18 protein-coding genes are annotated in these 22,701 nt (G+C 49.6%); 1 reads left to right on the top strand and 17 read right to left on the bottom strand.

Annotated features, from left to right (window positions below):
• Positions 1 to 11 precede the first annotated feature (11 nt).
• The 4 genes from MH144_RS16495 to MH144_RS16480 all read right to left on the bottom strand — a co-directional run bounded on the left by MH144_RS16495 (position 12) and on the right by MH144_RS16480 (position 4,584).
• On the bottom strand, positions 12 to 749 hold the full coding sequence (locus MH144_RS16495; protein WP_239302320.1) for an SMI1/KNR4 family protein: 738 nt from the start codon (positions 747 to 749) through the stop codon (positions 12 to 14).
• A gap of 1 nt (position 750) precedes the next feature.
• Positions 751 to 1,194 carry an NUDIX hydrolase gene (locus MH144_RS16490; RefSeq protein ID WP_239302319.1) on the bottom strand — a complete coding sequence of 148 codons (444 nt, stop codon included), beginning with the start codon at positions 1,192 to 1,194 and terminating at the stop codon, positions 751 to 753.
• Between the two features lie 177 nt (positions 1,195 to 1,371).
• Complete coding sequence (gene gnpA / locus MH144_RS16485; protein ID WP_239302318.1) at positions 1,372 to 3,552, bottom strand: 1,3-beta-galactosyl-N-acetylhexosamine phosphorylase; 2,181 nt, start codon at positions 3,550 to 3,552, stop codon at positions 1,372 to 1,374.
• 12 nt (positions 3,553 to 3,564) lie between these two features.
• Positions 3,565 to 4,584 carry a glycoside hydrolase family 88/105 protein gene (locus tag MH144_RS16480; protein WP_239302317.1) on the bottom strand — a complete coding sequence of 340 codons (1,020 nt, stop codon included), beginning with the start codon at positions 4,582 to 4,584 and terminating at the stop codon, positions 3,565 to 3,567.
• A gap of 168 nt (positions 4,585 to 4,752) precedes the next feature.
• Here MH144_RS16480 and MH144_RS16475 point away from each other — a divergent pair, with 168 nt between their 5' ends.
• Positions 4,753 to 5,694: an AraC family transcriptional regulator gene (locus MH144_RS16475; protein ID WP_239302316.1), complete on the top strand. Its 942-nt coding sequence runs from the start codon at positions 4,753 to 4,755 to the stop codon at positions 5,692 to 5,694.
• Between the two features lie 111 nt (positions 5,695 to 5,805).
• Here the strand turns inward: MH144_RS16475 and MH144_RS16470 are convergent, their stop codons facing one another.
• From MH144_RS16470 to MH144_RS16410, 13 genes are all read right to left on the bottom strand, one after another.
• Positions 5,806 to 7,164 (bottom strand): LLM class flavin-dependent oxidoreductase, encoded by a 1,359-nt coding sequence (locus MH144_RS16470; RefSeq protein ID WP_239302315.1) that lies wholly within the window; start codon positions 7,162 to 7,164, stop codon positions 5,806 to 5,808.
• Positions 7,165 to 7,437: 273 nt separating this feature from the next.
• Positions 7,438 to 8,448, bottom strand: coding sequence for an ABC transporter substrate-binding protein (locus tag MH144_RS16465; RefSeq protein ID WP_239302314.1), 1,011 nt, complete (start codon positions 8,446 to 8,448; stop codon positions 7,438 to 7,440).
• A gap of 104 nt (positions 8,449 to 8,552) precedes the next feature.
• On the bottom strand, positions 8,553 to 9,308 hold the full coding sequence (locus tag MH144_RS16460; protein ID WP_239302313.1) for an ABC transporter permease: 756 nt from the start codon (positions 9,306 to 9,308) through the stop codon (positions 8,553 to 8,555).
• 91 nt (positions 9,309 to 9,399) lie between these two features.
• Complete coding sequence (locus MH144_RS16455; RefSeq protein ID WP_239302312.1) at positions 9,400 to 10,209, bottom strand: ABC transporter ATP-binding protein; 810 nt, start codon at positions 10,207 to 10,209, stop codon at positions 9,400 to 9,402.
• Between the two features lie 251 nt (positions 10,210 to 10,460).
• Entirely contained in the window at positions 10,461 to 11,168 is a 708-nt protein-coding gene (locus MH144_RS16450) for a DNA alkylation repair protein (protein WP_239302311.1), read from the bottom strand.
• Positions 11,169 to 11,223: 55 nt separating this feature from the next.
• Positions 11,224 to 11,616 carry a hypothetical protein gene (locus MH144_RS16445; RefSeq protein WP_239302310.1) on the bottom strand — a complete coding sequence of 131 codons (393 nt, stop codon included), beginning with the start codon at positions 11,614 to 11,616 and terminating at the stop codon, positions 11,224 to 11,226.
• Positions 11,617 to 11,651: 35 nt separating this feature from the next.
• Positions 11,652 to 12,830, bottom strand: coding sequence for a DUF4317 domain-containing protein (locus MH144_RS16440; protein WP_239302309.1), 1,179 nt, complete (start codon positions 12,828 to 12,830; stop codon positions 11,652 to 11,654).
• 492 nt (positions 12,831 to 13,322) lie between these two features.
• Positions 13,323 to 14,891, bottom strand: a complete 1,569-nt coding sequence (locus MH144_RS16435) for a hydantoinase/oxoprolinase family protein (RefSeq protein WP_239302720.1) — start codon at positions 14,889 to 14,891, stop codon at positions 13,323 to 13,325.
• Positions 14,892 to 14,902: 11 nt separating this feature from the next.
• Positions 14,903 to 16,018 (bottom strand): DUF917 domain-containing protein, encoded by a 1,116-nt coding sequence (locus MH144_RS16430; protein WP_239302308.1) that lies wholly within the window; start codon positions 16,016 to 16,018, stop codon positions 14,903 to 14,905.
• 4 nt (positions 16,019 to 16,022) lie between these two features.
• Positions 16,023 to 17,312 (bottom strand): cytosine permease, encoded by a 1,290-nt coding sequence (locus tag MH144_RS16425; RefSeq protein ID WP_095288555.1) that lies wholly within the window; start codon positions 17,310 to 17,312, stop codon positions 16,023 to 16,025.
• A 38-nt stretch (positions 17,313 to 17,350) separates the two neighbouring features.
• Positions 17,351 to 17,935: a TetR/AcrR family transcriptional regulator gene (locus MH144_RS16420; RefSeq protein ID WP_275440154.1), complete on the bottom strand. Its 585-nt coding sequence runs from the start codon at positions 17,933 to 17,935 to the stop codon at positions 17,351 to 17,353.
• Positions 17,936 to 18,214: 279 nt separating this feature from the next.
• The gene (locus tag MH144_RS16415) at positions 18,215 to 19,024 is read right to left on the bottom strand and encodes an AAA family ATPase (RefSeq protein ID WP_239302306.1); all 810 of its coding nucleotides are present in this window, start codon (positions 19,022 to 19,024) and stop codon (positions 18,215 to 18,217) included.
• A gap of 97 nt (positions 19,025 to 19,121) precedes the next feature.
• Positions 19,122 to 22,493 carry a HEAT repeat domain-containing protein gene (locus MH144_RS16410; protein ID WP_239302305.1) on the bottom strand — a complete coding sequence of 1,124 codons (3,372 nt, stop codon included), beginning with the start codon at positions 22,491 to 22,493 and terminating at the stop codon, positions 19,122 to 19,124.
• Between the last annotated feature and the right edge of the window lie 208 nt (positions 22,494 to 22,701).

The raw sequence follows: 22,701 nt of genomic DNA, 5'->3' as shown, positions 1-22,701 counted from the left end.
CAAGCCAGTAATCACCGCGGCGATCCAAGATTAGTTCTATAATCGGGCAGCTGCCTGTCCTGCGTTGTACGATTCAGCAGGCTCGCTATACGCTCCAGGTCAAAAGAAGCCAGATATACAGCTAAGACATCATCCTCGTCTTCACCAACAGCCAGTTCGAATAGAAGAATCACATGATCCCTACAAAATATCCGCCAAGCCTGAAGAGATGACGTTTCTGGAATTTCATATGCTCCGTCGCTTAATCCCCAATAGGATCGGTAATCCGATAACCCCCACATGTTCTCATCAAAAATAACCCAATAGGGCAGCCTGTCCTCCACCCCCATTTGAATAAATGCCTTGCTTACCAGAAAATTGGTGAGCGATTCATTCTCCAGCGACCAATCCGGATTGTTCCAGGCACATAGATACACAGGCGGGTCTTCCTTCGTCAGATCACTGAAACGAATGCCGCAATAGATCACCGATTCTTCGCATTGATAAAATATCAAAAACGCCTTGTCCGTTGTAAAGAAATCGGAATCCGGTACAAAAATATCCTCCAGAAGCATCGGCTCATACTGATTATTGCAATGCTGCGTAATATAATGGGACCGCCCAAACCTCTTATAGTATTCACGCAGAGCGGCTGGAAACGTCTTGCCGAGGCGGCGCTCCTGTTCCCGAATGTCTTCTTCTGTGGTGGAACATTCTCCTTCATCATGACCTTGGAGGAACTCGGTTAACACTTTAAAATCTGCAATCAAGTCAATCTCCTCCTCTTACCAGATCGTAACTTTCAAAGAATACACGGGCTTCCGGAAATAACAGTGGAGCGATATGGTCTATGGGGAACCACCGAATATCATCGATCTCATCATCCTGAGGTTTCAGGTCGGTCCCGTCTCCAGCGTATTCCACCAGAAACATCGTCGTTTCCTGCCCCTGAAATCCCAATTTCTCCTGCGTTATGGCATCAAAACGAAAGACAATTCTATCCTTGAATGGTTTGGTAATTGTAAAGTTTGTTGATCCGGTTTCTTCTTCTAATTCCCTGAGCAGTGCTGCCTCTACGCTCTCATCCTGCGGTTCCATCCCGCCTTTCGGGAAATCCCACGTTCCTTTGATTTTCCCCTGTGCTCCCTTTACCTTATGAACTAACAGTACTTCATCATCCTTTTGAATGACCGCACCGACAGCCATACGAATCATTGATTACACCCCACCATCTTAAGTCTGGAACAAGATATCCGGTTTGCTCGCTTGTATGGTTAACATTATAAAATATTCATGAGCAGAATTCCTTTTTAGCCAAAATAGACCGCTCCCTAGTCAGGGAAACGGTCTATGAGACGATATTCTATGAAGAAATTTGATGAAGAAGATATCCTATGACGATACCGAGTTGGTTGCGCCAATCTTGGTGATGACCGTATCATAAGGAGCCAGTTCCAGCGTTTGTTTTCCAAACTCGGTATCAATCGTTGTTGTTTGAACCTGGTCGCTATTGTTGATCACAACCAATATGTTACTTTCCGGATAATACGCACACTCGGTGTACAGGTTATCCGGGATATACTTCGTTTCTTCGTATTCTTGGCCTGCATAGCGAATCAGATTCAGCAGCAATCTGGTATTCTCCCAGTTGAATTCAAATGCAGGGAGATAGATTCCTTTTCCTTTGCCGAATGCATGCGTAGACAACGTAATGTTTCCATCCGTTTCATGCAGCACCTTAGCTGTGCCATCCGTAAGATAGATGCCTTTCTTCGGCGTTATGCTGGCTTCATCCGGTACCAGACTGTACTCATCCCGGGCCTCATACGACCATTTCCCATGAACGACTCTTGCCCCTGTATCTTCATCCACACCAAGAATATGTGCCATTCGGAAAAAACTGTCGTATCCCTCGATCGCCGAAGGCTGATTGATGCCGATAAACGTACCACCTTCATACACCCACTTCGTCAGTAGGTCCACGCACGTATGGTCGTTCCAGTGCTCCCCACCGCTCCATGCGGAACCGGCAGAGCCGGCATTGATCACGACATCGCAATCTTGCAGTACGCCCTGACGGATGTCTTCAAAATCGATGAACTGAACCTCAACCGGTAATCCCGACAACGCTTCATTTACGTGAATGAGATCATGCATGTACGTTTCATGGAAATGCCCGGACAGCGTCCAAGATCTCAGTTTGCCCCAGCTATGCAGCACGGCTACCTTGGTCTTGATCTGATAAGGCATGCCAGCCTGATGCAGCTCCTTCATCTCCCTGAACTCATTGGCAATCTTCTCGATGTATTCCACAAAATCCGGATAAGGCTCCACCAGATGCAGATACCCGCCCAGTCCGATTCGATCGATCGGTTCTCTAAGCAGGGCACGCCGGATATTAATCCAATACTTCTTGGCATCCAGTGTTGGGTCGCCGCCCTCCTTGAAGGTAGGAAGCCCGCCTAAACCAACCGGAAACAGGTAGGGATGCAGCCGGATTTCATGCGTATCCACGTTGATACCCGAACACATTCTTGCCTCATACCCGGAGAAAACACATTTGATCATGCCGTCGAATCCAAATTCTTCGAAGCGGTCATTGTAAGGCTCCATGCCGACCCAGCTATCATCGTAGAAAACATAGGCCAGCTTGCCATGTTTGTGTACAATATCATTCAGCTTTTTGCCGAATTCAATCACAAAATCATTAATGAACGCCATCCAATCCAGCTTGCGCTGATTCGCAGGGATATGACTGACCCGGTATTTACCGCCATTCACAAAATCCTCAGCCGTGAGGGAATAGCCAGCCTTTTTGGCAAACAGATCAAGCGCTCTTGAACTTACTGTAAAATCATACGAACCCCAGTCCGAGAACAGATGGCGATTTCGCTCACTGCTGCCCCAGATCCAGGCGAAATTATAGAACAGGGAAGTAAACCGAACAACGGTCGTTTCCTTATGCTCCTGACACCAATTTTCCATCCAATTCAGCAAGTATGCTTGTGTCTCCGGATAGATGGGATCGATCTGCATCAGATGCTCTTTGTCCCAGTCATTCGTCGTGTGATTGTACATCGAAATCTCTTCCCATATCCGGTAAACCATGAAGCTGACGGTGTATTTATGCCACGGAACAATACCGGTAATGACTACATTCCCGGATTCCCGCTCATAATTCCACTGTTCTCTTGGCACTTCTTCCCCCGTCGTCCGGTCATAGACCTGCCAATACTTGAACGCTTCCCGAGAATCGTTCACCTTGAACTGTTCAGCGAAGAAATCCTCCATCAGATAGATGGACAGGTAATCCTGCACGGCCACCTTGGGGTTGGTTATGAGAAAACATTGCTGCAGCTTATCCGTATTGTGGGATGCCCACTCATTATGATCCCGGATGATACAGATCGTCGAATAAATGCCGTATCCTGCGTTGATAATCTCATCTGACAATTTCGTTCCGTCACTGTCACGAATGACATCGGCACCCCACCGTTCAGCGAGTTCCAGTGTCAGCGCCTCATAACCCGATTCTCCGGGCAGGGTGAAGGCTCCCGTTGTTTTTTTGGACAATTGGATCTCCTCCTATCTCAACATGTCGGACAGAAAAGCGAGTGCCAGGCCTTGACCCCAGCCCTGAATCCAGTCTTTCGGGATCTTGCGGTACCCTTCCCGATCCTTCATGACAGCCGTGCCGCCGGATACGCCCAGTACACGTCCATCTTCGGTGATATTTTGTAGAACACCGTCCAATGCCTTCTGTACATACTTGGTATGCAGCGGATTGCCGTTATTGATCATGGCCGCCGCTATACCGCAAGACGCCGATACTTCTTCATAGGACTCCTCATCGTCCAGCACCGTTCGCCACAAGCCGTTGTCCGTCTGAACCAGCTTCAATGCTGCCAGTTGGTCCCGAAGCGAGCACTCGACGTCCATACACTGCGGATATAAATACCAGTCCTTCAATTGAGGTTTCACCTGCGACATTGTGTAGGCACCCCAGGCATTCGCTCTTCCCCAGTAAAATCCGGACATATGATCCTTATTGACGTTGTTATACCCGTGGTACCAAAAGCCCGTGCTTGGGTCCTGAAGGTATTTGATATGCCAGTAATACTGATTCAGGGCATCCTGAATCATGGCTTCATCCTTCAACTTGCTGCCTACGCGCAGCAGGAAAAATGCAGCCATAAACAAGGTATCTGCCCACGCCTGTTCCGGAAAGTCATTGGCAACGGATACGGTATGCTGCAGCACGTTGTCTCCGAAGCGGAGCGCATGATTTTGGAGATAATCCACTTTGCTCAGCGCGATATTCCAGTACTTCTGGTCTCCTGTTTCTTCATACAACGTAATCAGCATATGACCCATGGCACAGGTGTTCACCGTCCAGCTCGGCAGGCCCAGCTCAATATATTCATCCGCCCACTGAACCAGCCTGTCCAAAATCTCCTTGTTGCCTGTCGTCTGGTAGGCTCTGGTTACACCGTAATACGCTACACCGCAAGGCCAGTCCCATGTCAGGTCCATGGATAGTGTTTTTTGGGTGACATTATCGATGACCTTTAAAATCTCTTCCCTGTCATATTTCACTTGAAGCATCGGTATTCCCCTCTCCTGGACACACGCCCCCAAGTGCGCCCTGAGAGGTGTCCGTTCGTATTGTAAACGCTTTACTTATTCCATTCTACGCAGTAAAATAGTGTCAATCTAAGCATATTCGTAACAAAACTGCGCAATTTCAACCATTTATGAATGGGGGTATCGCATATGGCCAAAACCAGGAAGCCTGTTATTGAATACCGTCATTACAGCCTGCCCATCCATTTTCCCGTCCTGCTATTAAGCGGTGAACGCTGGAAAATATCCGATATCAAGAGCGAGCATCTTCATTTTCATAACCATCTGGAGATTGGCATCTGCTACTCCGATAGCGGCATTATGGAGATCAAGGGAGAATCCGTCCCCTTTCAGGCCGGCGATGTGACCTTCATTCCCCGATATCTTCCTCATACAACGTATAGCACGCCTGGTACGGCCAGTTTGTGGGCTTATATTTTCTTTTCGCCGGAGGACCTGTTTCAGCATTCATTAAAACATACATACAGTGACTTTGAGCCGAATCTGTGGGCAATACAGGGAATGAACTGTGTGCTAAGCAAGGAGCAGCATCCCAAAGTGTACACGCTTGCCACATCGATCGTAGAGGAGTTAAGACAGCAGAATCCCTACTATCAGGAAAGTGCCTACGGCTTGATGCTGTCCCTGTATATCGAGCTCCTACGAATTCATTCCCGGAATCGCCCCCTGTCAGAACAGGGAACAGATCCTGGTTTGAAAGGGGACCTTGTGATCTCTCCCGTACTCGAGCACATTACCAAGAACTACATGACCCCCATAACCATCGACTTTTTGGCCGATCTGTGCCACTTGAGCACAACGCATTTCCGCAGAAAATTTTATGAGATTATGAGAACGACGCCTCTCGAATTCATTAACAGCACACGGATCGAAGAGGCCTGCAAACAACTGAAGAGCACCGACCATTCCATTCTATCGATCTCCGAGCAGGTCGGTTTTCATTCCATTTCCAGCTTCAATCGCTGCTTCTCCAAACTGATGGGACAGTCCCCCAAAGCGTGGCGCAAAGGTGCACAAACCGAAGTACAGTCCGCCAAAGCATCCATATTGGAGTTTACGGGATGGGTCTAAGCCTTGGCTTGAAAGGCAAGAAAATAAGCTTCCTCCTCCCTATGGAGGTCTCTCCGTTAGCACAACAAAAAACGCAACCATGAATGGTTGCGTTATGTTAATGCCTATGCCTTACACAACTTCACCTGTGCTCACACCGGTTAATGCCTTTTCGGGTGTTTGTACGGCAGGTACAGACAGCCCCAGATTCCCTCGAAGGGTACTGCTCTCATATTCGGTACGGAATAATCCCCTCCGCTGCAATTCAGGAACCACCAGTTCGATGATATCGTTGAAGCCCTCCGGGAAATGAGGCGGCATGATATTAAAGCCATCTGCACCATCGTTCAGGAACCACTCTTCCAATTGATCCGCAATTTGTTCCGGAGTCCCGACAATCTCCCGATGACCACGTGCTCCTGCAATTCGTTCATAGATAGCACGGATCGATTGCAGGTTCTCCCGTTTCGCAATCTCGCGAATGATGTTATAACGGATTCGGGGATTGGTCTCATCTTCGATGGAGCTTGCCTCTGGAAGTGGTTCTTCGACATCATACCCGGACAGATCAATATTCGTAAAAGCAGACAGATATGCCAATCCCACTTCAGGCAGGATATAGCTGTTTAACTGCTGCTGCTTCAGCAGGGCTTCTGCCTCTGTTTTGGCCACCGTAATGAACACGCCAGGCATGATCTTCAGATCTTCCGGATTGCGTCCGTATTTAGCCAGTCGGCCTTTGACATCCTGATAAAAAACCTGTGCCTCTTCAAGCGTTTGCCAAGCTGTAAAAATGACCTCAGCCGTCTTCGCTGCCAGCTCTTTGCCAGATTCCGAAGACCCGGCCTGAACAATCACGGGATGCCCTTGTGGTGTTGTTGGGGAATCCAGGGCACCCTGCACCTTAAACCATGCCCCCTCATGGTTAACCGGATGTACCTTCTCTATATCCAGATATCGTCCATTTTCCTTGTCGATGACAAGTGCCTCATCCTCGATGGACAACCATAGCTGCTTGACAACGTCCACGAATTCCTCAGCACGTTCATACCGGAGCGCGTGCTGCAGATGCTTTTCTTTACCGAAGAGAAGGGCTTCTCCTTCGTTGGCGGATGTGACGACATTCCAGGCAGCCCGTCCCTTGGACAGATGATCAATCGCTGCAAATTTACGCGCGACATGGTATGGGTCGTTATAGGTCGTGGTCAGTGTGGCCGTCAGCCCTATATTTTTCGTCACAGCCGCGAGGGCCGAAATGATGATAACCGGGTCCAGCTTCAGTGAGGAGTGTGCATTACCGGAAAGTCGCTGACCCAGGACATCGGCGAAAAAGATCATATCGAACTTACCGCGCTCAGCGGTCTGTGCAATCTCCGTTAAATAATCCAGATCGAATGCACGGCCTGCACCTGAAGAAGGATGGCGCCAGCTTGCTACATGATGTCCCGGCAGATTAATGAAAGCTCCCAGTTTCATTTGTTTTCTAGTCATACGAACCACTCCCTGATCTAATTTTGTTAAAAACTTATTCATATAAACCACACTTATCTATCACACAAGGCCACTGCGAGTGCAGTACCATCTTCCGATCGCTGTTATCCCCAGATTTTTCGATTCCCTTTCTCAAAGGGGAAAATCCGAAGATAACCCTATGCTTCCGATGCAGCTTTCTTTCAGAAAGCTTTCAGCGAACGCTTCGCTTCTTCAGGTTATTTCTGTCCTCTCCTTTCTCGTCTAAATGTTTAGTTCAATTTATATAAAAGGTTATTGGGCAAATGGATTATATTCGTTGGTATATAAGTCCTCCGGTTTCACCTGACCTTCTTTTAACTCACCATTCGCTACAAGCCAGTCGATCCAAGTTCCGTATTCCGATGGAGTAATGACGCCTCCCTTTTCCGAAATGCCCGTACTCTTCCAGTATTTAAGGTTATCCGTCGTTTCCTTGCGTTCCCGCTGATTAACAATGTCCTCGAACCTCGAGATGACTTCCTCCCTAGGTGTGGTCTGAGCCCAGTCAATGGCTTTGGCAACCCCGTCTACAAATTGCTTCACCGTTTTCGGATTCTCCCGGATATAATCTTCACTGAAGAAATAGTCGCCTGCGGTAAATTCCTTGCCAAACACATCGATATCTCTAAAAATTTCGGTAATTCCTCCTGTTGCCAGAGCCCTGTCCCGACCGATTCCGCTTAACATCACCACGTCGATCTGTTGATTCCGCAGTACCTGTTCCGCACTTGAACTTGGGACAGTCACCAACGTGACCTGTTCGATTTCTTTTTCAGTCAGATTACCTTGTCGTAAATAATCTTTGAGGACAAATTCCAGATGGGCCCCGAGAATATTCACGCCTACCTTTTTCCCGATAAAATCCTTGGCCGATTGGATTGGCGTCCCCTCAAGGGTATAAGCGCCGATGTACGTATGCTCATCACTGCCGTATGAACCGACGACCGATTTTATTTTTACGTTTTGAGAGTAGGATTTGATAATGGCTCCGTTAAAAGCTGATCCAAAGTCGATTTGTTTCGTCGCCGTTAATTGAATGCTCTCCGGTCCCCCAACGCTGTCACCTATGGATTCCAGTTTCAAGTCCCCCAAGTAGCCCAAATCTGCAGCCAGCTCCGGATAAGAAACACTTCCAGGTGAAGACTGATATTGCAGAACTTGATCTTCTTCTCCGCTCTTCGCGGAGGTCTTGGGATCTGAGCAACCTGATAGGACACCACTGACCAAACCTGCAAGTACAAGAAAGCCTAACGTTCTTTTCATCTCGCTTCTCCTCCTCCAAACGATATCTTATTTATAACTTATTAATTCAATTGATTTAGTAAGGATTAATGATAAAAAAATAATGAGTGAATATTTGAACAGAACTACTCATTCACTTGCTGTTTCCATTTGGAGAATTTACGTTCAAGCATGCTGAGCCCTTGGTTGATTAACAACCCTAACAAGGCAATGGTTAATATCCCGGCATACATCTGAGGAATCTGGAAGTTATATTGGGAATACGTAATGAGATAACCCAAGCCTTCTTTGGCCCCTACCATTTCAGCCGCTATGAGTACCAGGATAGCCCCTGTCCCTGCCATGCGAATACCCGTGAAAATCGTGGGAACCGATGCCGGCAGAATGACCTTGAGGAACAATTTGAAGGACTTGATATTCATCGATCTTGCTGCCTTAATTAGCAAGGGATCGACGTTGCCGACAGCAGCAATCGTATTCAGAAGAATGGGCCATGTGCAGGCAAAGAGCACGATCGCAATCTTGGAGGTTTCCCCGATTCCCAGCAGCAGCATGAAAACCGGAAGCAGCGCTAATGCGGCAGTATTTCGAAACAATTCCAGCACGGGATTCAACAGCTGTCTGGCTAATGGATACCAGCCAATCAGTAATCCTAACGGGATCGCAATAAGTAAGGCTAAGGCAAATCCACTGAATGAACGAACGATGCTTGCCAGAAAGTGAGTGAAAAGTTCACCTGAGATGATCAGACTCCATAATGCCCGGATGACCTCGGAAAAAGCAGGGAAAAATGCTGCATCTACCAAGCCCGTCCTTGGTGCAATCTCCCATAGTAAGACCAAGGCAATTAACACGATCGACTGTTTGAACAACTTAAGCACACCAGAAAAGGCAGCAGGACTTCGTTTACCAAGCCGTAGGGTTGAATGAGCAGTCTTTACGGATTCGATAGGAATACACTCCTTTAATCAATTAGATATAAGCACCGCGGTACTCAGGTTCATGCAGCAGACTCCATACTACATGGCGAGCTTTCACAAAGTCGGGATGGGAGCGAATATCCGCATCTTCCAATCGCGATTGAAGCGGAATATCCACAATTTGTCTCACCATACCGGGTCCTGGCGTCAATACCACGACTCGTTCTCCTAGATAAACCGCCTCATCGATACCATGTGTAATAAAAATGATGGTCTTCTGGGTCTTCTGCCAAATACGCAAAAGTTCACTCTGTAGGGATTCACGCGTCTGGGCGTCTAATGCGGCAAAGGGCTCATCCATCAATAAGACATCCGGATTAAAGGCAAGGCTTCTGGCAATCGCTATACGCTGCTTCATCCCCCCGGATAGCTCATGCGGATAACGGTCTCCGAAGTGAGTAAGTCCCACCAACGACAGAAAGTGCTCCACCTGCTCCTTACGCTCCTGCTTCGGAATACCCTTGGCTTCCAAACCAAACTCAATATTGCCACGTGCCGTCTTCCACGGAAATAAAGCGTACTGCTGAAAGACTATACCCCGGTCAAGCCCTGGGCCCGTAATCGTTTGGCCATCAATTAAAATGCGTCCCTGTGTCGGTGAGGATAGTCCACTGATCATATCAAGCAAGGTTGATTTTCCGCAGCCACTCGGACCCACGATGGTGATAAACTCGCCTTTCCTTACCGAAAAGTCCAGATCTTTTACAGCTGTAAATGCCTGAGTTGCTTCCTTTTGCTTGGGATCGCGAACAGTAAACGTTTTGGTGACACTCTCAAATCTGATTTTCTCAGCAGCAGCCATTGACTTCACCTCTTTAATTTGATTGGGGTACCTAAGCAAAAAAGGCTCAGCTGACAACGACTAGCGCTGCCCTCTGAGCCTCTGGATAAACCAGTCAGCTTCCATTCAATGGTTAAAATTTGAACATCCACAATTTACATTAATCTGATGTGTTTACTATATTTTAGACCTGTTGGATTGTCAACAACTACTTGAAAATAATGTATATTCACCATGTGAAATCCAGATACAACCATGTGCATTGTCTTCCTTTAACACCTTACATATTTACGTTTGAAACCAATCCGATTTTTATCTACGGCATTTTGAATGGTTTCGGAAGCATTCAGGAACTTGCTCTTGGGTTTGTCCTTTTGAACTTCGACCGGGCCGATTGTCTTCGCCGTTTCAATGGCCTTGTCATGCAGCGGAACGTAAGACACACCCACGGTGTATACGAAACTGTTCATCGAATACTGGGTACGCTCGGGAGAGTGGTGAATCTTCGCTTGCACGTCTTCCAACATCCTGCTCAGCTTATCCTCGGAGAACTGGCTGTCCGGACGATTGCCTAGCAACCAGCAATAACAGCTCCATCCTGCCGACATCTTCAGTTCTTCGCCACTGGCAATCCACCGATCTGCGACTTGCTGTGCAATATCTGTCTCGGATAGTGTAACGGCAACGATGAAGTCGGAGATCATGTAAAAATAGGCGTCCTCGATCCACCGATCAAAATCCGCTTCTGTCATTGCTTTTGGATCAGCAATAACGCCCGCAAAATACATTGCATCGTAATTCCCGGTGGCGTACAGCTGCTCAGCCAATGCCTGATCCTTTTTGATTTTACGGGCGATCGGTTTCATCGCTCCTGTAGCCACACCGAAGAGTGGCTCGTGTGCACCATTCGACATATATATCTTTTTCGTGCGCTCCTTGCCAAGTGCCTCAAGCTCCTGCATCACTTCTTCCAAATTCATGACCGCAACACTCCTTGATTCATAGTGGGAATGGGATATTTCGTCTGGCCAGGTTTCAACTATCTTCCAAAACATCGTTGAAGAGCTGTCCGCCTCCATCAACATCAATGATTTTAAGGCGACTTGTGTTTTTGATAAAAATGGTCTTGTATTTCTCTTCACCGTCTTGTTTCGCGAGTAAAAGAATGCGTTCATTATCATTGTCGGTTACCGTTCGAAACGTATAATCCTGGGAATCAACTTCCCGAACAATCGTGGCATATTCGGGAAGCGAAGACCACTCGCTCTGGCTTGTACTTTCTTCGGTTGGTTCGTTGTTTGGCTGCGCCGTTTCGGTCTGTGCGGATGGTTCGTTGCTGCCCGAGGGGTTCCCGGCATCCGTCTGGTTCGATTGGCAAGCCGTCAACATCGTTGCGGCCGCGATCAGGATCATAAGTAGTCTGTTCATCGTTAGTCATCTCCTGCCTGCGTTAATGCTTTTTTTTATTGAATAAGGGTCTCTGACGCCAGCGTAAAGCCTTCAATCGCAACATCTTCGTCCACTTCAATCATGATGCAGCGTTTCCCTTGGAAATTCACCTGCTTGACGTATCTCAAATCCTGCGGGCTAACCGAAATCGTAGCGACCTTGGTTTCGATCTTAATGGACTTGGAAGTGAACTTCGGCATAACACTGGTTGCTTTCATCTCATAGTTTCTGTTGTCCACGATTGTTTCGAATGCCCGTTCCACCTTCTCGGTGGTCACATCCTCCACGCCGCTCGCGTTCAGTACACGCTCCAGATCTTTGTAATCCAGCTTCGGAGGTTCTTCCTCCTTCGTCTCTTCGTTGATTTCAATCACCCGGTTAATCTCTTCGTACACCTGTGCAATGGTAGCTGAATCGAGCTCTTCGCCGGCCACTTCCTTGACGATATCTTCGAAGATCGCTCGCTCTTCCAGTGCTGTCACGGATCGTTCTCCGTTCAATACCTGTTCAACAAAATGAGGATCCGGGAAGTTTGATTTTCCCGTACAGTACAGAATCCGATTCACATCGGAATAGTTGTCCGTCACGCTTGGGTACAGGAATCCTTGCTCCGGCGTGCTTAATTTGATAATCGGATCGACAATAATATTGTACTTGAACTCCCGCTCCACATAATCGAACAAGAGTGTCTTCCGCTGTTTCTCCGTGGAGTTCACGCTGCATAAGATGAACGGATGGGCAAACACCTCGTTCTTCTCACTCTCTTCCGCATCATCGTTTCTCGCCTTGGTCGGCAAATAATACTGCCCCCGAACAAATGTGACCACCATGTCCCGCTCATACTTGGCATCCGCCAGCATTCGGTCCACGAGCAGCAGCATCATGTCCTGCCATTCTTCCGGATCGCCCGTTACGAGCGCTTGATGAAGCAGTACCTGCGCAGGCTCCTCCGCGGCTTCCTGGAACTTCAGTTCGAACAATTTTTGATCCAGTTCGCCGGTCAGCAGTTTTTTGAAATTTCCCATGTATAACTCCTGCTTCTCCCGGTCCACCAGTTCAAACGGATGACGCTCCCAGTGGTAGACTTCATTCGTTTCCTTCGTAATATAGACATTGAGGATATCGTAAATATTCAGTAGATCGTGATCCATCTTGAATTGCTTGCGGATGTTAGCAACTTCTTTTTTGTTCATAGCGGACTCGGCAGCTCCTTCGATATATTCTGGCTTATTTAGTATAAATTATTGAGCATAAATTTGTTAGCAATTTGCGGCTTGCATTACTATGCCTGCGAGTCCATTCCCCCGGGCACCTGATCCTCTATTGTGGCATATTTAGATACCCGAGTCGAGGGCATTTCCTTGAAATAAACATCTTACTTCATTGTGCTTATTTTCCTTTTCCCGAACTTGCAGCATTACGGTGATATCAAAAAAAGAAGGCTATCCACTTGAGTATGAACATGGCAGTTTCCCTGCATTCTTAATCCTATCTCACCAGAAAAGCCATCACCTCAAATAAAAATGGTGATACGGGATTTGATCCGTACCACCAAGTTCATTTCATATTATTTTGTTCACGCGCCATTCACTGTCGAGCACAGTAAATGGATGCCAGATGTTTATGGCACGCTTCTCATGCAGCAGATCATGCTGTCGAGCATAGAGGGCATATCGTTTATGGTATTACAGCTTACCTGCCGCTTTCACTTTCACGAGCAATGCGTTACCTGGCAAATAGGCAATCGGAATGTCCTCGACGGACACAATCTGAACCGTCTCCGGGTTCGCTCCAGCTGCCGTTGCCTCGTTCACGGCGCTTTCCTTGGCATCCGGCATGACGTCATCATATTTCCAGTCGTCCAGCGAATAGATGCGCTCCGACTCGCCGCTAACCTCTCCCAGCGCTGCGCCGATTGCATTCGCCGCATCATAGTTGTCTGGCCGGATGATTCGGCTCGCCCCAGCGAGCGTCTCCGGTACAAGCAGGCTGCCGCCGCCAACCAGAATGACATCGACCGGATCGGCACTCGTCTTCATCCGGTCAATGGCGTCCTCCAGGCTCTGCTGCATGACTGCATCCACCTTGCGGCATATCGCTTCGTCCACCGCATCCGCGTTGGTGCCCGGCCATACCGCCCGGCCCAGCTTCACCGCCACGTCCGTCGTCGTCAGCGTATCACCACCGAAGATGCGGGCCCGTGTCGTCAGCTCATAGCCAACGCTGTCGGGGCCAACCGTTACGCCGCCAGCGTCATCCAACCGGACAATGGTTCCGCCGCCGAGACCAATGGACAAAATGTCCGGCATCCGGAAATTCGTGCGAATGCCGCCGATATCCACCGCTGCCGACGACTGGCGCGGGAAGCCTTGCACAAGCACGCCGATATCCGTTGTTGTACCGCCAATGTCAACGACCAGCGCATCCGTCAGCCCGGACAGGTGCGCAGCGCCCCGAATGGAATTCGTCGGTCCGCAGGCAATCGTCAGAATCGGGTAACGGAGCGCATATTCGCTCTTCATCAACGTACCGTCATTCTGGCAAATGTACAGCTGCGCATGGATGCCGAAGCCGTTCAGCGCTTCTTCAAAGCCGCGCACAACACCCGCAATGACTTGCAGCAGCGCCGCGTTCAGCACAGATGCATTCTCCCGCTCAAGGAGTCCGATGCTGCCAATCTCACTGGAATAGGTAACCGGCATGTCAGCGCCCAGCACCTCGCGAATGATCTCGCCAACCCGCTTCTCTTGGTCACGGTTCACCGGGGCAAAGACCCCACACACCGCTACTGCGTCAACTTCACCCTTCATCCGGCGAGCCAGTTCGGCGATCTCCGTTTCATCCAGATTGGCGATCTTGCGGCCATCATACTCATAACCGCCAGAGGCGATATAGCTATGCAGTCCAACCGCCGCACGCAGCGATTCGTCCCAGCCAGCAAGCGGCGGAACGGCTGTCGTTGCCGGAGCGCCGATACGAATCAGGCCGACCCGGCCGAGATGTTTGCGTTCCACGATCGCATTCGTGCAGTGCGTGGTGCCAAGCATCGCGTAGCGAATTGCTGCTCCGTTTACGCCGCTCTCCTGCAACAAGCGGCGAACAGCCTCTACAATGCCTTCGTTCACGTCAGCAGTCGTATGGACCTTGACCTTGTGCACGCAGTGCAAGTTGGAGTCCAGCAGGGCGGCGTCCGTATTCGTTCCACCCACATCAATGCCGATCCGGTAAACCTGGTTTGTGTTTGGTTCGATCATCGTACCTTTAGTCATTGCGCCGCACCTCCTTTCAAAACCAGCGTCTCAATCGGCACATAGTCGAAATCATATCCGAAGTATCGCGGTCCAGCCGTCTCGATGCCTTTTGGTGTGCGCCATTTGTCATCACATGGCAAGCCTGCTACCGTCACCCGGGCACCATACTTCAGGTTTTCCGTCGTTACCGGCATACCTGTATCTTGATCCAACAGCGTGATCAGGTCAGGCGTGATGGCGAGTGGTTGCTCATCAACGGTAGCGAGCAGGAACTCATTTTGGAAAAACAGCCGCATCGTCTTTCCCTTGTTCTCCCCGGTTCCTTCAAATACCGCTTCGCCGCGTGTAAAACCGCCATCCATACGGCGGCGGATATCCACGGCCTTGCCATGAAACAGGGCATGTCCATGCAGCTTCGTGAGCAGTTCATGCACAGGATTCAGCTTCTCCTGCTTCGCTTCGAACAACGTCCGCCCGATCTCATAAGCGAGCGTCAACGTACCGCCGATGGCGCTCTGCTTCGCCTGTGCACCAGATACCGGATAATCACAGATGGAAGCAGAACCACCCATCTCTACTGTCAGTGCACGCGCCATGCGCTCTTCCCATACGCCATCAATCGTATGCATCAACGCGCTGTTGCCGCGCTCATCCGCCATCGCCACTGGACTGCACGGAATGCCTTCCAGATGGAACGTGACCATCTGAGATTCGGGAAACGCACGCCCCATTGCATCGGCATCCACAAGCGGAATTCCGCGCTGCGCCGCCGCAATGACCGGAACGAGCGAGTTGCCGCCACCGACCTCGATCGGCATGACGGCATCCACTTTGCGGCCAAGTTCCCTTTCCATCAGATCCAGCGGCTTGGTCAGCTGTTCTGCCGAAGGGATTTTCTCCAGCATCACCGTTGGTGCACCAATCATCGATACCGGTACGACAAGTCCCTCATCATCCAGTTCTTCAAGCTGTACGATTCGGACCGGACCATGCTTGCGAATGGCCTCCATGGCAATCAGTTTACCGACATGAGGGTCCCCCCCACCGCCTGTGCCCAGCACCGCTGCGCCGATTGCAATATATTCAATAGCCTGTTCATCAAGTGTAGTTAATCTTGCTGCCTTGTTCATGCTTTCATCCCTTCTTTGCTACCCATTTGCCTATGATGGCTTGTACGATAAATGCCATCAAGAAGCTGTCCAGCGCCGGAACCTGCGTCACCTGGAACCAACCCAGCCCATCCGGAGCCATCGTTGTCATGAATCCGAAGAATGTGGCAAGGACCCATACCACGATGGAGCGGGGAATCCAGCTCCGGTTGCTGTCCAGCCCTTCAAACGAGAATCTGTTTTTGTTCACCAGCAAATACTCTGCCGTATATATACCGCCCAGCGGTGCAACAAGCATCGTGATATATGTGAGGAACGTCATGAAACGGTCATAAATGCCGAAGCAAGCGAGTGCTGTCGCAATCAAACCTGCAATGATCGTAATGACGGATTTGGGCACTCGTTTGAATACGACGGAGAAACCCAGTCCTGCGGAATACAAATTGTTCGTGTTGGTTGTCCACTGTGCCAGTGTCAGCACGATAATGGCCGGAATACCGAGTCCAAGCGTCAGGAAAATACCCGTCAGATCGTCGGAATCCATCGACCGTGACAAGAAGATGGCAATGATCGTCATGAAGCTGTTGCCGACAAAGAAACCGACAAATGCTGCCGTAATCGCATGCTTGGGTGTCTTGGCCCAGCGGGCAATGTCAGGGGACAGTGCTGTCCCCAGGATAAAGATTCCGATGACCAGCGAGATCGCTGTTCCCATCGGCACTGCCTCACCCTCGAACGGTGACCAGACCGTGCTTCCGCCTTCGCCGTTCAGCGCCAGGACCAGCGCGAAAATAATAAACACGACGAGCAGCGGTACCGACCAAACGCTTAATTTCTCAATGGCCCGATAGCCCCAGATCGCCGTGGACATCATGAGAAGTCCGCCAATCATCGACAGTACCCAGAGCGACCAGTGCCAGCCCCACAGCTCGCTTAACGCCGTCTGGAAGTTGGAAGCGAAGAAGCCGACCTGTACGCCGAACCAGCCAAGCGATGAAATTCCGAGAATGACGGAGACAATGAGTGCTCCTTTGTTCCCGAACAGAAACCGGCTAATCATGGCCGTGGACAAGCCTGTTTTGGCCCCAACATAGGCGCACAATGCCCCGATAATGCCCAAAATGACCGAACCAACGATGACCGCAGTAAGCGAGTCACCGATGCTCATGCCTGCGCCGAGCTGCGCTCCCAGAAACATGGCAGATAGATCAATCCCGATTGCAATCCAGACAAATGCCATCGACAGCCATGATTTCCGTAAATGCTGAGGTACGGGTTCCCGTTCGTAATCTTCTATTTTCGTATCGTTGCTCATGTTCCACCCTCTGCTTTCTGTACAATCTTGTTGATTGCCTAAGCTGCGACGGATCTCCAGAACATCTCAAAGGCATGTTTCAGTTTCCGTTCGAACAGCTCCGGCGATTTATAGTAGTAATACTGCATGCCCAGACCGTCCATTAAGGTGAGGAACGAATCCACCAGCGTCTCCATCGGAACGGCAGCCAAATCGCCGCGATCCAGACCTTCCTGCATGATCTCGCCGATAATGCTGCTCAGCAATGTATCGAAACGCCCGAATGCCTCCTGCATCCGTTCCAATAGGAAATCCGGTGGGAAAATCAAATACCGGAAGGCAAACACGGCAAGCTCTGTTTTGTTTCGGTGATAATCGTATTGGCGAAGCAGCAGCGCATGCAGTTTTTTCTCCGTATTCATTCCTTTGCTGGTTTCCGCCATCGCTTGGATATATTCGTTATAGGCGCTCATCGATTCTTCGAAGACCGTCATGAACAGAGCTTCCTTGCTCTCAAAAAAGGCATAGATTGCCGGTGTTTTGACCCCGACCTCCTTCGCAATTTCTGATAATGCCGTCCCATCGTAGCCCTTCTGCCCAAATAATCTCAGCGCGGCTTCCTTCAGCTTCATTCTGGTGGTCATGGTCATCCCCTTTTCTCCATTCTAATTAACGTTAATTAAGTAGATTATACAATTATCTGCATAAAAATCAATGCAATTAATTGCTATGTCAGCTTTTTATTTCAATGTTATACGGTCAAAATTCAGTTAGGACAATATTCTCGCAGATTTGGAATGGAATGAATTAGTAGATTGCAGAGGAGTGCATAAGAGATCCATATGGCCCTAACCTGATAAAAGGTATAGCAAAAAGAGGTACCCTGACATCAGGATACCTCTTACTAGAATGTTAAAGCCAATTCATTCAAACAGCCGTTGATGCTTATGAAAAAACTCGTAAAAGAATCGTACATTGTCCAGTTCATACCACTCTGCCGTCTGCAGCATGCTGGCATCAAGATTGTAGATCTTCGCATGAAGCGTGCCCAGAACAAAGGGAGAATGCGTTGCAATAATGAATTGACTGTCGAAGTAACGTGCCAGATCATTCATTTGTTCAGCCAGCTTGATTTGATTCACCGGAGACAGCGACGTTTCCGGTTCATCCAATAAATACAGATGCCCGGGAAGCAGATGCTCCTCAAAGAACTGCATCGAGCTTTCCCCGTTCGAATACTTCTCCTGCGAGAAGCGAATGATATCCATCTTTTTCTCAAATGCATACGACTGCTCGAGCTCTTCTACCTCGGCCTTGCTCTTTCCTTGTACGAATTGCTCATGGAGCAGCCCATCGCGAAGCACGCTTTCCTGCTGTATTTTTTTGATTTCATATAGCAGATCCTCTGACTTGATGTACCGGCTCCCCTCAGGCAGCTTATATACGGGACGCTCGTGTTCATCCTGCCCAAGTTGATAGCTGCTCTCCTCAATAAAACGTTGAACATAGATGCTATGTCCATAAGTGGACATTCGCTCAGCGCCCACCATTCCCAATTTGTTCGCGATCAGATTCAGCAAGGTGGATTTGCCGGAGCCATTACTGCCGTAGAGTACCGTGATTCGGTCAAACAGCAGCACCTCTCCTGCCATGTGTCTGAACACATGATCCGGGTAGATATTCGGGTTGCTGGAAATGACAGAAGAGAGTTTGAAGTTACTTATATGCAGCACGTCTCGGCTCCTCTCCCGGGTAAAATAAAATGACCTTCATATAGAAGATTCATAACGAACAATCTATCCATGCAACCATCCGATCCAAACGTCTTTTCTATTCGAGAACCGTCCAAATATCCAATGCCAACATACGAATGGCCTCATGCTCATGATTCCGGTATGCTCGCAAGCGTTCGGTACAAGCCTGATTCCACAGTAGTGCGGTTCCCGCAATCCTCAGCAGAGAAAGCCCAAGATACTGGGCCGCAATTCGCTGCTGACCTCTCAGTTGGTCTACCAGATCCAGAATCGCCTCCGGTTTCCAATACGCCTCACTGGCATTTGCTGCACGATTGATCTGCCTGTACGCCACATCCAATAGATACGAATGCTTGTCCACCATTTGAATCACAGGATCCAATTGCAGGGCGGCCTGATCCACCTCGTTCCATTCCACAAATGCCAAATGTAACTTGATCACAGCAGGCTTCAGGGTTTCTTGAGATTGAAGAGCAGCAATCATGCCTGTATATAATGGAACGAGTCCCCGCTTCGCATGTGGAGGCAATGAGATTAGCTTGTCTATTAATGCGACCAAACGTTGCCGCTCTGGAAGGTCTCTCTCCGAGCTGGCATTCCATTCGGCTCTTGTCTCCGTGCCCGCCAATTGTGTGCAAACGTTAATGACCTGATCATTCACCTTTCCTTCACGACAAGCCGCAATGAGTGTATCCATCGCTGCCTTCCACCTGGAATTGTCCTCCAAATCCAGAATCGTTTTGCTGGCCGAAACTGCTACCTTCGCTTCACTTCCATTCACCCACAGACTCATCGCCCGGAAAGCCTCTCTCGCCACAACCGGATCGGCATGTCCAGCGATCTCGATAATCAAATGCAAATATCTTGGCCGGGCTTCTACAGGAATGCCACCAGAATACTGGTTAAGCAGGCTTCTGGCGATGTCACGCTGCGGGGAAGCAGCCATGGCACTCAGCATGGCCCAGCTGCGTTCATCATCCAGCCATTGTCTGGCGGCATGCCCTAATGCGATCATCACGTCCTTGTGTACATTCGGTTTCTTGTATTCACGGATAAGAAGCGCCATGCTCTCTTCACTTTTATAAGCTCCAAGCAGCCGGATGGCCTCTTTTCTGACCGTGATCTTCAATTTCTCCCGATGGAGCAGTTCGGACAGCATGGACGTCAACATCACCGGACTGACCCTGCGCATGCATCTGGGAATCGAGTACATCGCAACCCGGGCCCGGTCTCCATCCAGGTTATTTAGCAATACAGGCAGTGCCTTCTCGGGCTCTTCCCATAACGAGTACGCATACAGAGCCGCCTCCACAACATGCACTTCCTCATCCTGCAATAGGACTTCCAGTTGATCAGAGCAATAATCAGGCATGCTCGCCAAGCTGCGCATCGCGGATGCTCGTTCATGGAAGCTTCGTTTGGCGTCGAGTGCCACCCGTTCCAGCAGGGAAGCGAATGCCTTTTGCTGACGCGGCAGCCACCGATGAAACCCGTTATGCGCAGGCACAACATAAATGGTTTTTCCCGATAAATGCTTGCCCTTGATGATTGTCCCCGAGATGAACGGGTCCAGCCACTCCTGACGCTTCAGATGAAGATGCATGAATACGTCATGGAATGAGATGAAAGATGGGTCTCTGTCCAGCAATTCTCTAACCCTTGCATCCCGGGTTTTATAGGGTGCCAGCCAGTAATGGACTGCCTGTGGGGACACCGTTTTGGCCTGCAGCAGTTCTTCCAGCAGCAGCTGGAGCTTCGGCAACCGCTCCACGGCTTTCCCGAACAAATCTGCCATGCGCAGAATCACGCTTGTGTTTTCACGCTTGTTCGCTTCTACACCAAAGGCATAGACCTCATCAAATAACGCCTCCAGTGCAGAACTCGGTATGCTATCCCAATCGATCGAGTACAATGCAAACTGTCCATCCCGCATTGTCAATCTTCCGAACGTTCTAAGAGCAAACTTGAACAGGGCGCCCTTCGGCTCCAGTGCATGTTCACGCAGTATGGCAAAAGCCAGTCTCTCCACTGCGGACCTTGTCCCGTATGACGTGTCTCTTGCTTCAATCACGCTATCCACCAGCAACGTCATATCGTCGATATGCTCTTCCTTGAACATGGGAGCAGGACAGTTGGAGAGCTGAGCCATCACCATGAAGCGTACCGGATCCTGATCGTTCTTGATTCGAGTCAGGAAGCGAAGCGTCTCATCCATACCACGCCGGGAAAGTGCTGTGCTTCGAACGAGGTGGGCATAGGCTGCAGCACGCTCGTCACTATTAGACACCTGAACGGCTTGTTCCAGCTTCTCCCGTGCATGATCGATGGCAAGGCGTGCCGTCGTTTCGAGCATGGCGTCCCGATCATCACGAATGTCACGCAGTTCCAGCATGCGGGCAGCTTCCTTGTCACGCAGTTGGTGTGGCAGTACATCCAGCAGCAACGTGGGGAAATTGCGCGTCTTCCGCTCTTCTTCCTGATAAGCCGCATCAAAGATCGCTTCGCGATGTGACGGCGCAAGGGCATCCAGCACCCTGGCCAAGTGTACTGGCTGATCTGCGAGTAATGAACCCAGTGTGGTCCACTGGGCTGTGGTGAACCATTTTCTTTTTTTCAAAACACCTGCCGGTACGCCATGATTCAGAAGATATTCCCTTGTCTCCTCACGTGTCAGCAGTTCGAATACATCCTCTGCGCTGGCCTGAATCAGAATCCCCAGCTGCTGCTTGAGTACAGGATGAATCGTATCCGTCGGCCCAAGCGAAAGCGCACACTCTAGCACGATCGCCGGTCTTGAAGAACTCAATATTTCAATCGCGGAAGAGAGCGTCCACCATACATGGGTCTTTTCCCGATGCGTTGCATGCTGCAAAGCATTCTTGAAGTACGCTGCCACCAGATCGGGGTGGTACTTCGTTAAGAGACGCCAATTCTGTAACGCATATCCCAGCTCTGGCAGCCTGCTGCGTACCGTCTCTTCGCTGCACACAGCCAGTAGCAAGGCCGCTTCTTGTGCTCCCCAGCGGTTAAGCACGATCGGCAGCAGCCGCTCTGCCCAATCCTGACGATGTGTATTCACAATGTTTCGCAGTAATTGGCGGCGGCAGTGGTATGACATCAGCGCAATTTCGGTTTCAATCGAAAAGTCCGGGTTAGTCACCACTTCTGGCAACAGCCTAGCCGCCCGGCCCCTAACTCCTGCCTTGGGATGCTGCAGGGCCAGTGTAACCGCACGGGCATCATTCACTACACCCGCACCCGTCAAGGCCAGATGTGCCTCATAGGCGGTGCCACTTTCGAGCAAGGATACAAGCAGCGCGGAATAATTCGCATCTTCTACATGCTCGCGTCCCAGAAGTGCCATCCGCTTCATTCTGTCCGAATACCCCAGCAAGTCCAGCGCTGTAAGCAATCGTTCTCTATTTATCAGATCATGGTTATCTGTCATCATTTTCTCTCCCCTCATGCTTCTAATAATCTCTAATGAACGCTTATAAGCGATCAAATCATCTCCACAACCATACTTCACAGGGTATTCCTGGAATAATATAACTTCTTGATCAGCATAGGTTTCTCCTGTTTAATCCCACAATTCAGACAAAGTTAGCGCACGAAGTCTATCCTCTTAGGCTAGATTCATATATGAAGGCAGCTGG

The sequence above is a fragment of the Paenibacillus sp. ACRRY genome (assembly GCF_022346995.1).
GTDB lineage: Bacteria > Bacillota > Bacilli > Paenibacillales > Paenibacillaceae > Paenibacillus.
This window is presented reverse-complemented; position numbering and strand designations above follow the sequence as displayed.

Bases quoted from the DNA above. Each gene is read 5' to 3' on its own strand.
- MH144_RS16490 (WP_239302319.1), bottom strand. From the start codon at position 1,194: ATGATTCGTATGGCTGTCGGTGCGGTCATTCAAAAGGATGATGAAGTA.
- MH144_RS16420 (WP_275440154.1), bottom strand. From the start codon at position 17,935: ATGACCACCAGAATGAAGCTGAAGGAAGCCGCGCTGAGATTATTTGGG.
- MH144_RS16425 (WP_095288555.1), bottom strand. From the start codon at position 17,312: ATGAGCAACGATACGAAAATAGAAGATTACGAACGGGAACCCGTACCT.
- MH144_RS16410 (WP_239302305.1), bottom strand. From the start codon at position 22,493: ATGACAGATAACCATGATCTGATAAATAGAGAACGATTGCTTACAGCG.
- MH144_RS16440 (WP_239302309.1), bottom strand. From the start codon at position 12,830: ATGAACAAAAAAGAAGTTGCTAACATCCGCAAGCAATTCAAGATGGAT.
- MH144_RS16475 (WP_239302316.1), top strand. From the start codon at position 4,753: ATGGCCAAAACCAGGAAGCCTGTTATTGAATACCGTCATTACAGCCTG.
- MH144_RS16430 (WP_239302308.1), bottom strand. From the start codon at position 16,018: ATGAACAAGGCAGCAAGATTAACTACACTTGATGAACAGGCTATTGAA.
- MH144_RS16445 (WP_239302310.1), bottom strand. From the start codon at position 11,616: ATGAACAGACTACTTATGATCCTGATCGCGGCCGCAACGATGTTGACG.
- MH144_RS16480 (WP_239302317.1), bottom strand. From the start codon at position 4,584: ATGCTTCAAGTGAAATATGACAGGGAAGAGATTTTAAAGGTCATCGAT.
- MH144_RS16465 (WP_239302314.1), bottom strand. From the start codon at position 8,448: ATGAAAAGAACGTTAGGCTTTCTTGTACTTGCAGGTTTGGTCAGTGGT.
- MH144_RS16435 (WP_239302720.1), bottom strand. From the start codon at position 14,891: ATGATCGAACCAAACACAAACCAGGTTTACCGGATCGGCATTGATGTG.
- MH144_RS16450 (WP_239302311.1), bottom strand. From the start codon at position 11,168: ATGAATTTGGAAGAAGTGATGCAGGAGCTTGAGGCACTTGGCAAGGAG.
- MH144_RS16470 (WP_239302315.1), bottom strand. From the start codon at position 7,164: ATGACTAGAAAACAAATGAAACTGGGAGCTTTCATTAATCTGCCGGGA.
- MH144_RS16455 (WP_239302312.1), bottom strand. From the start codon at position 10,209: ATGGCTGCTGCTGAGAAAATCAGATTTGAGAGTGTCACCAAAACGTTT.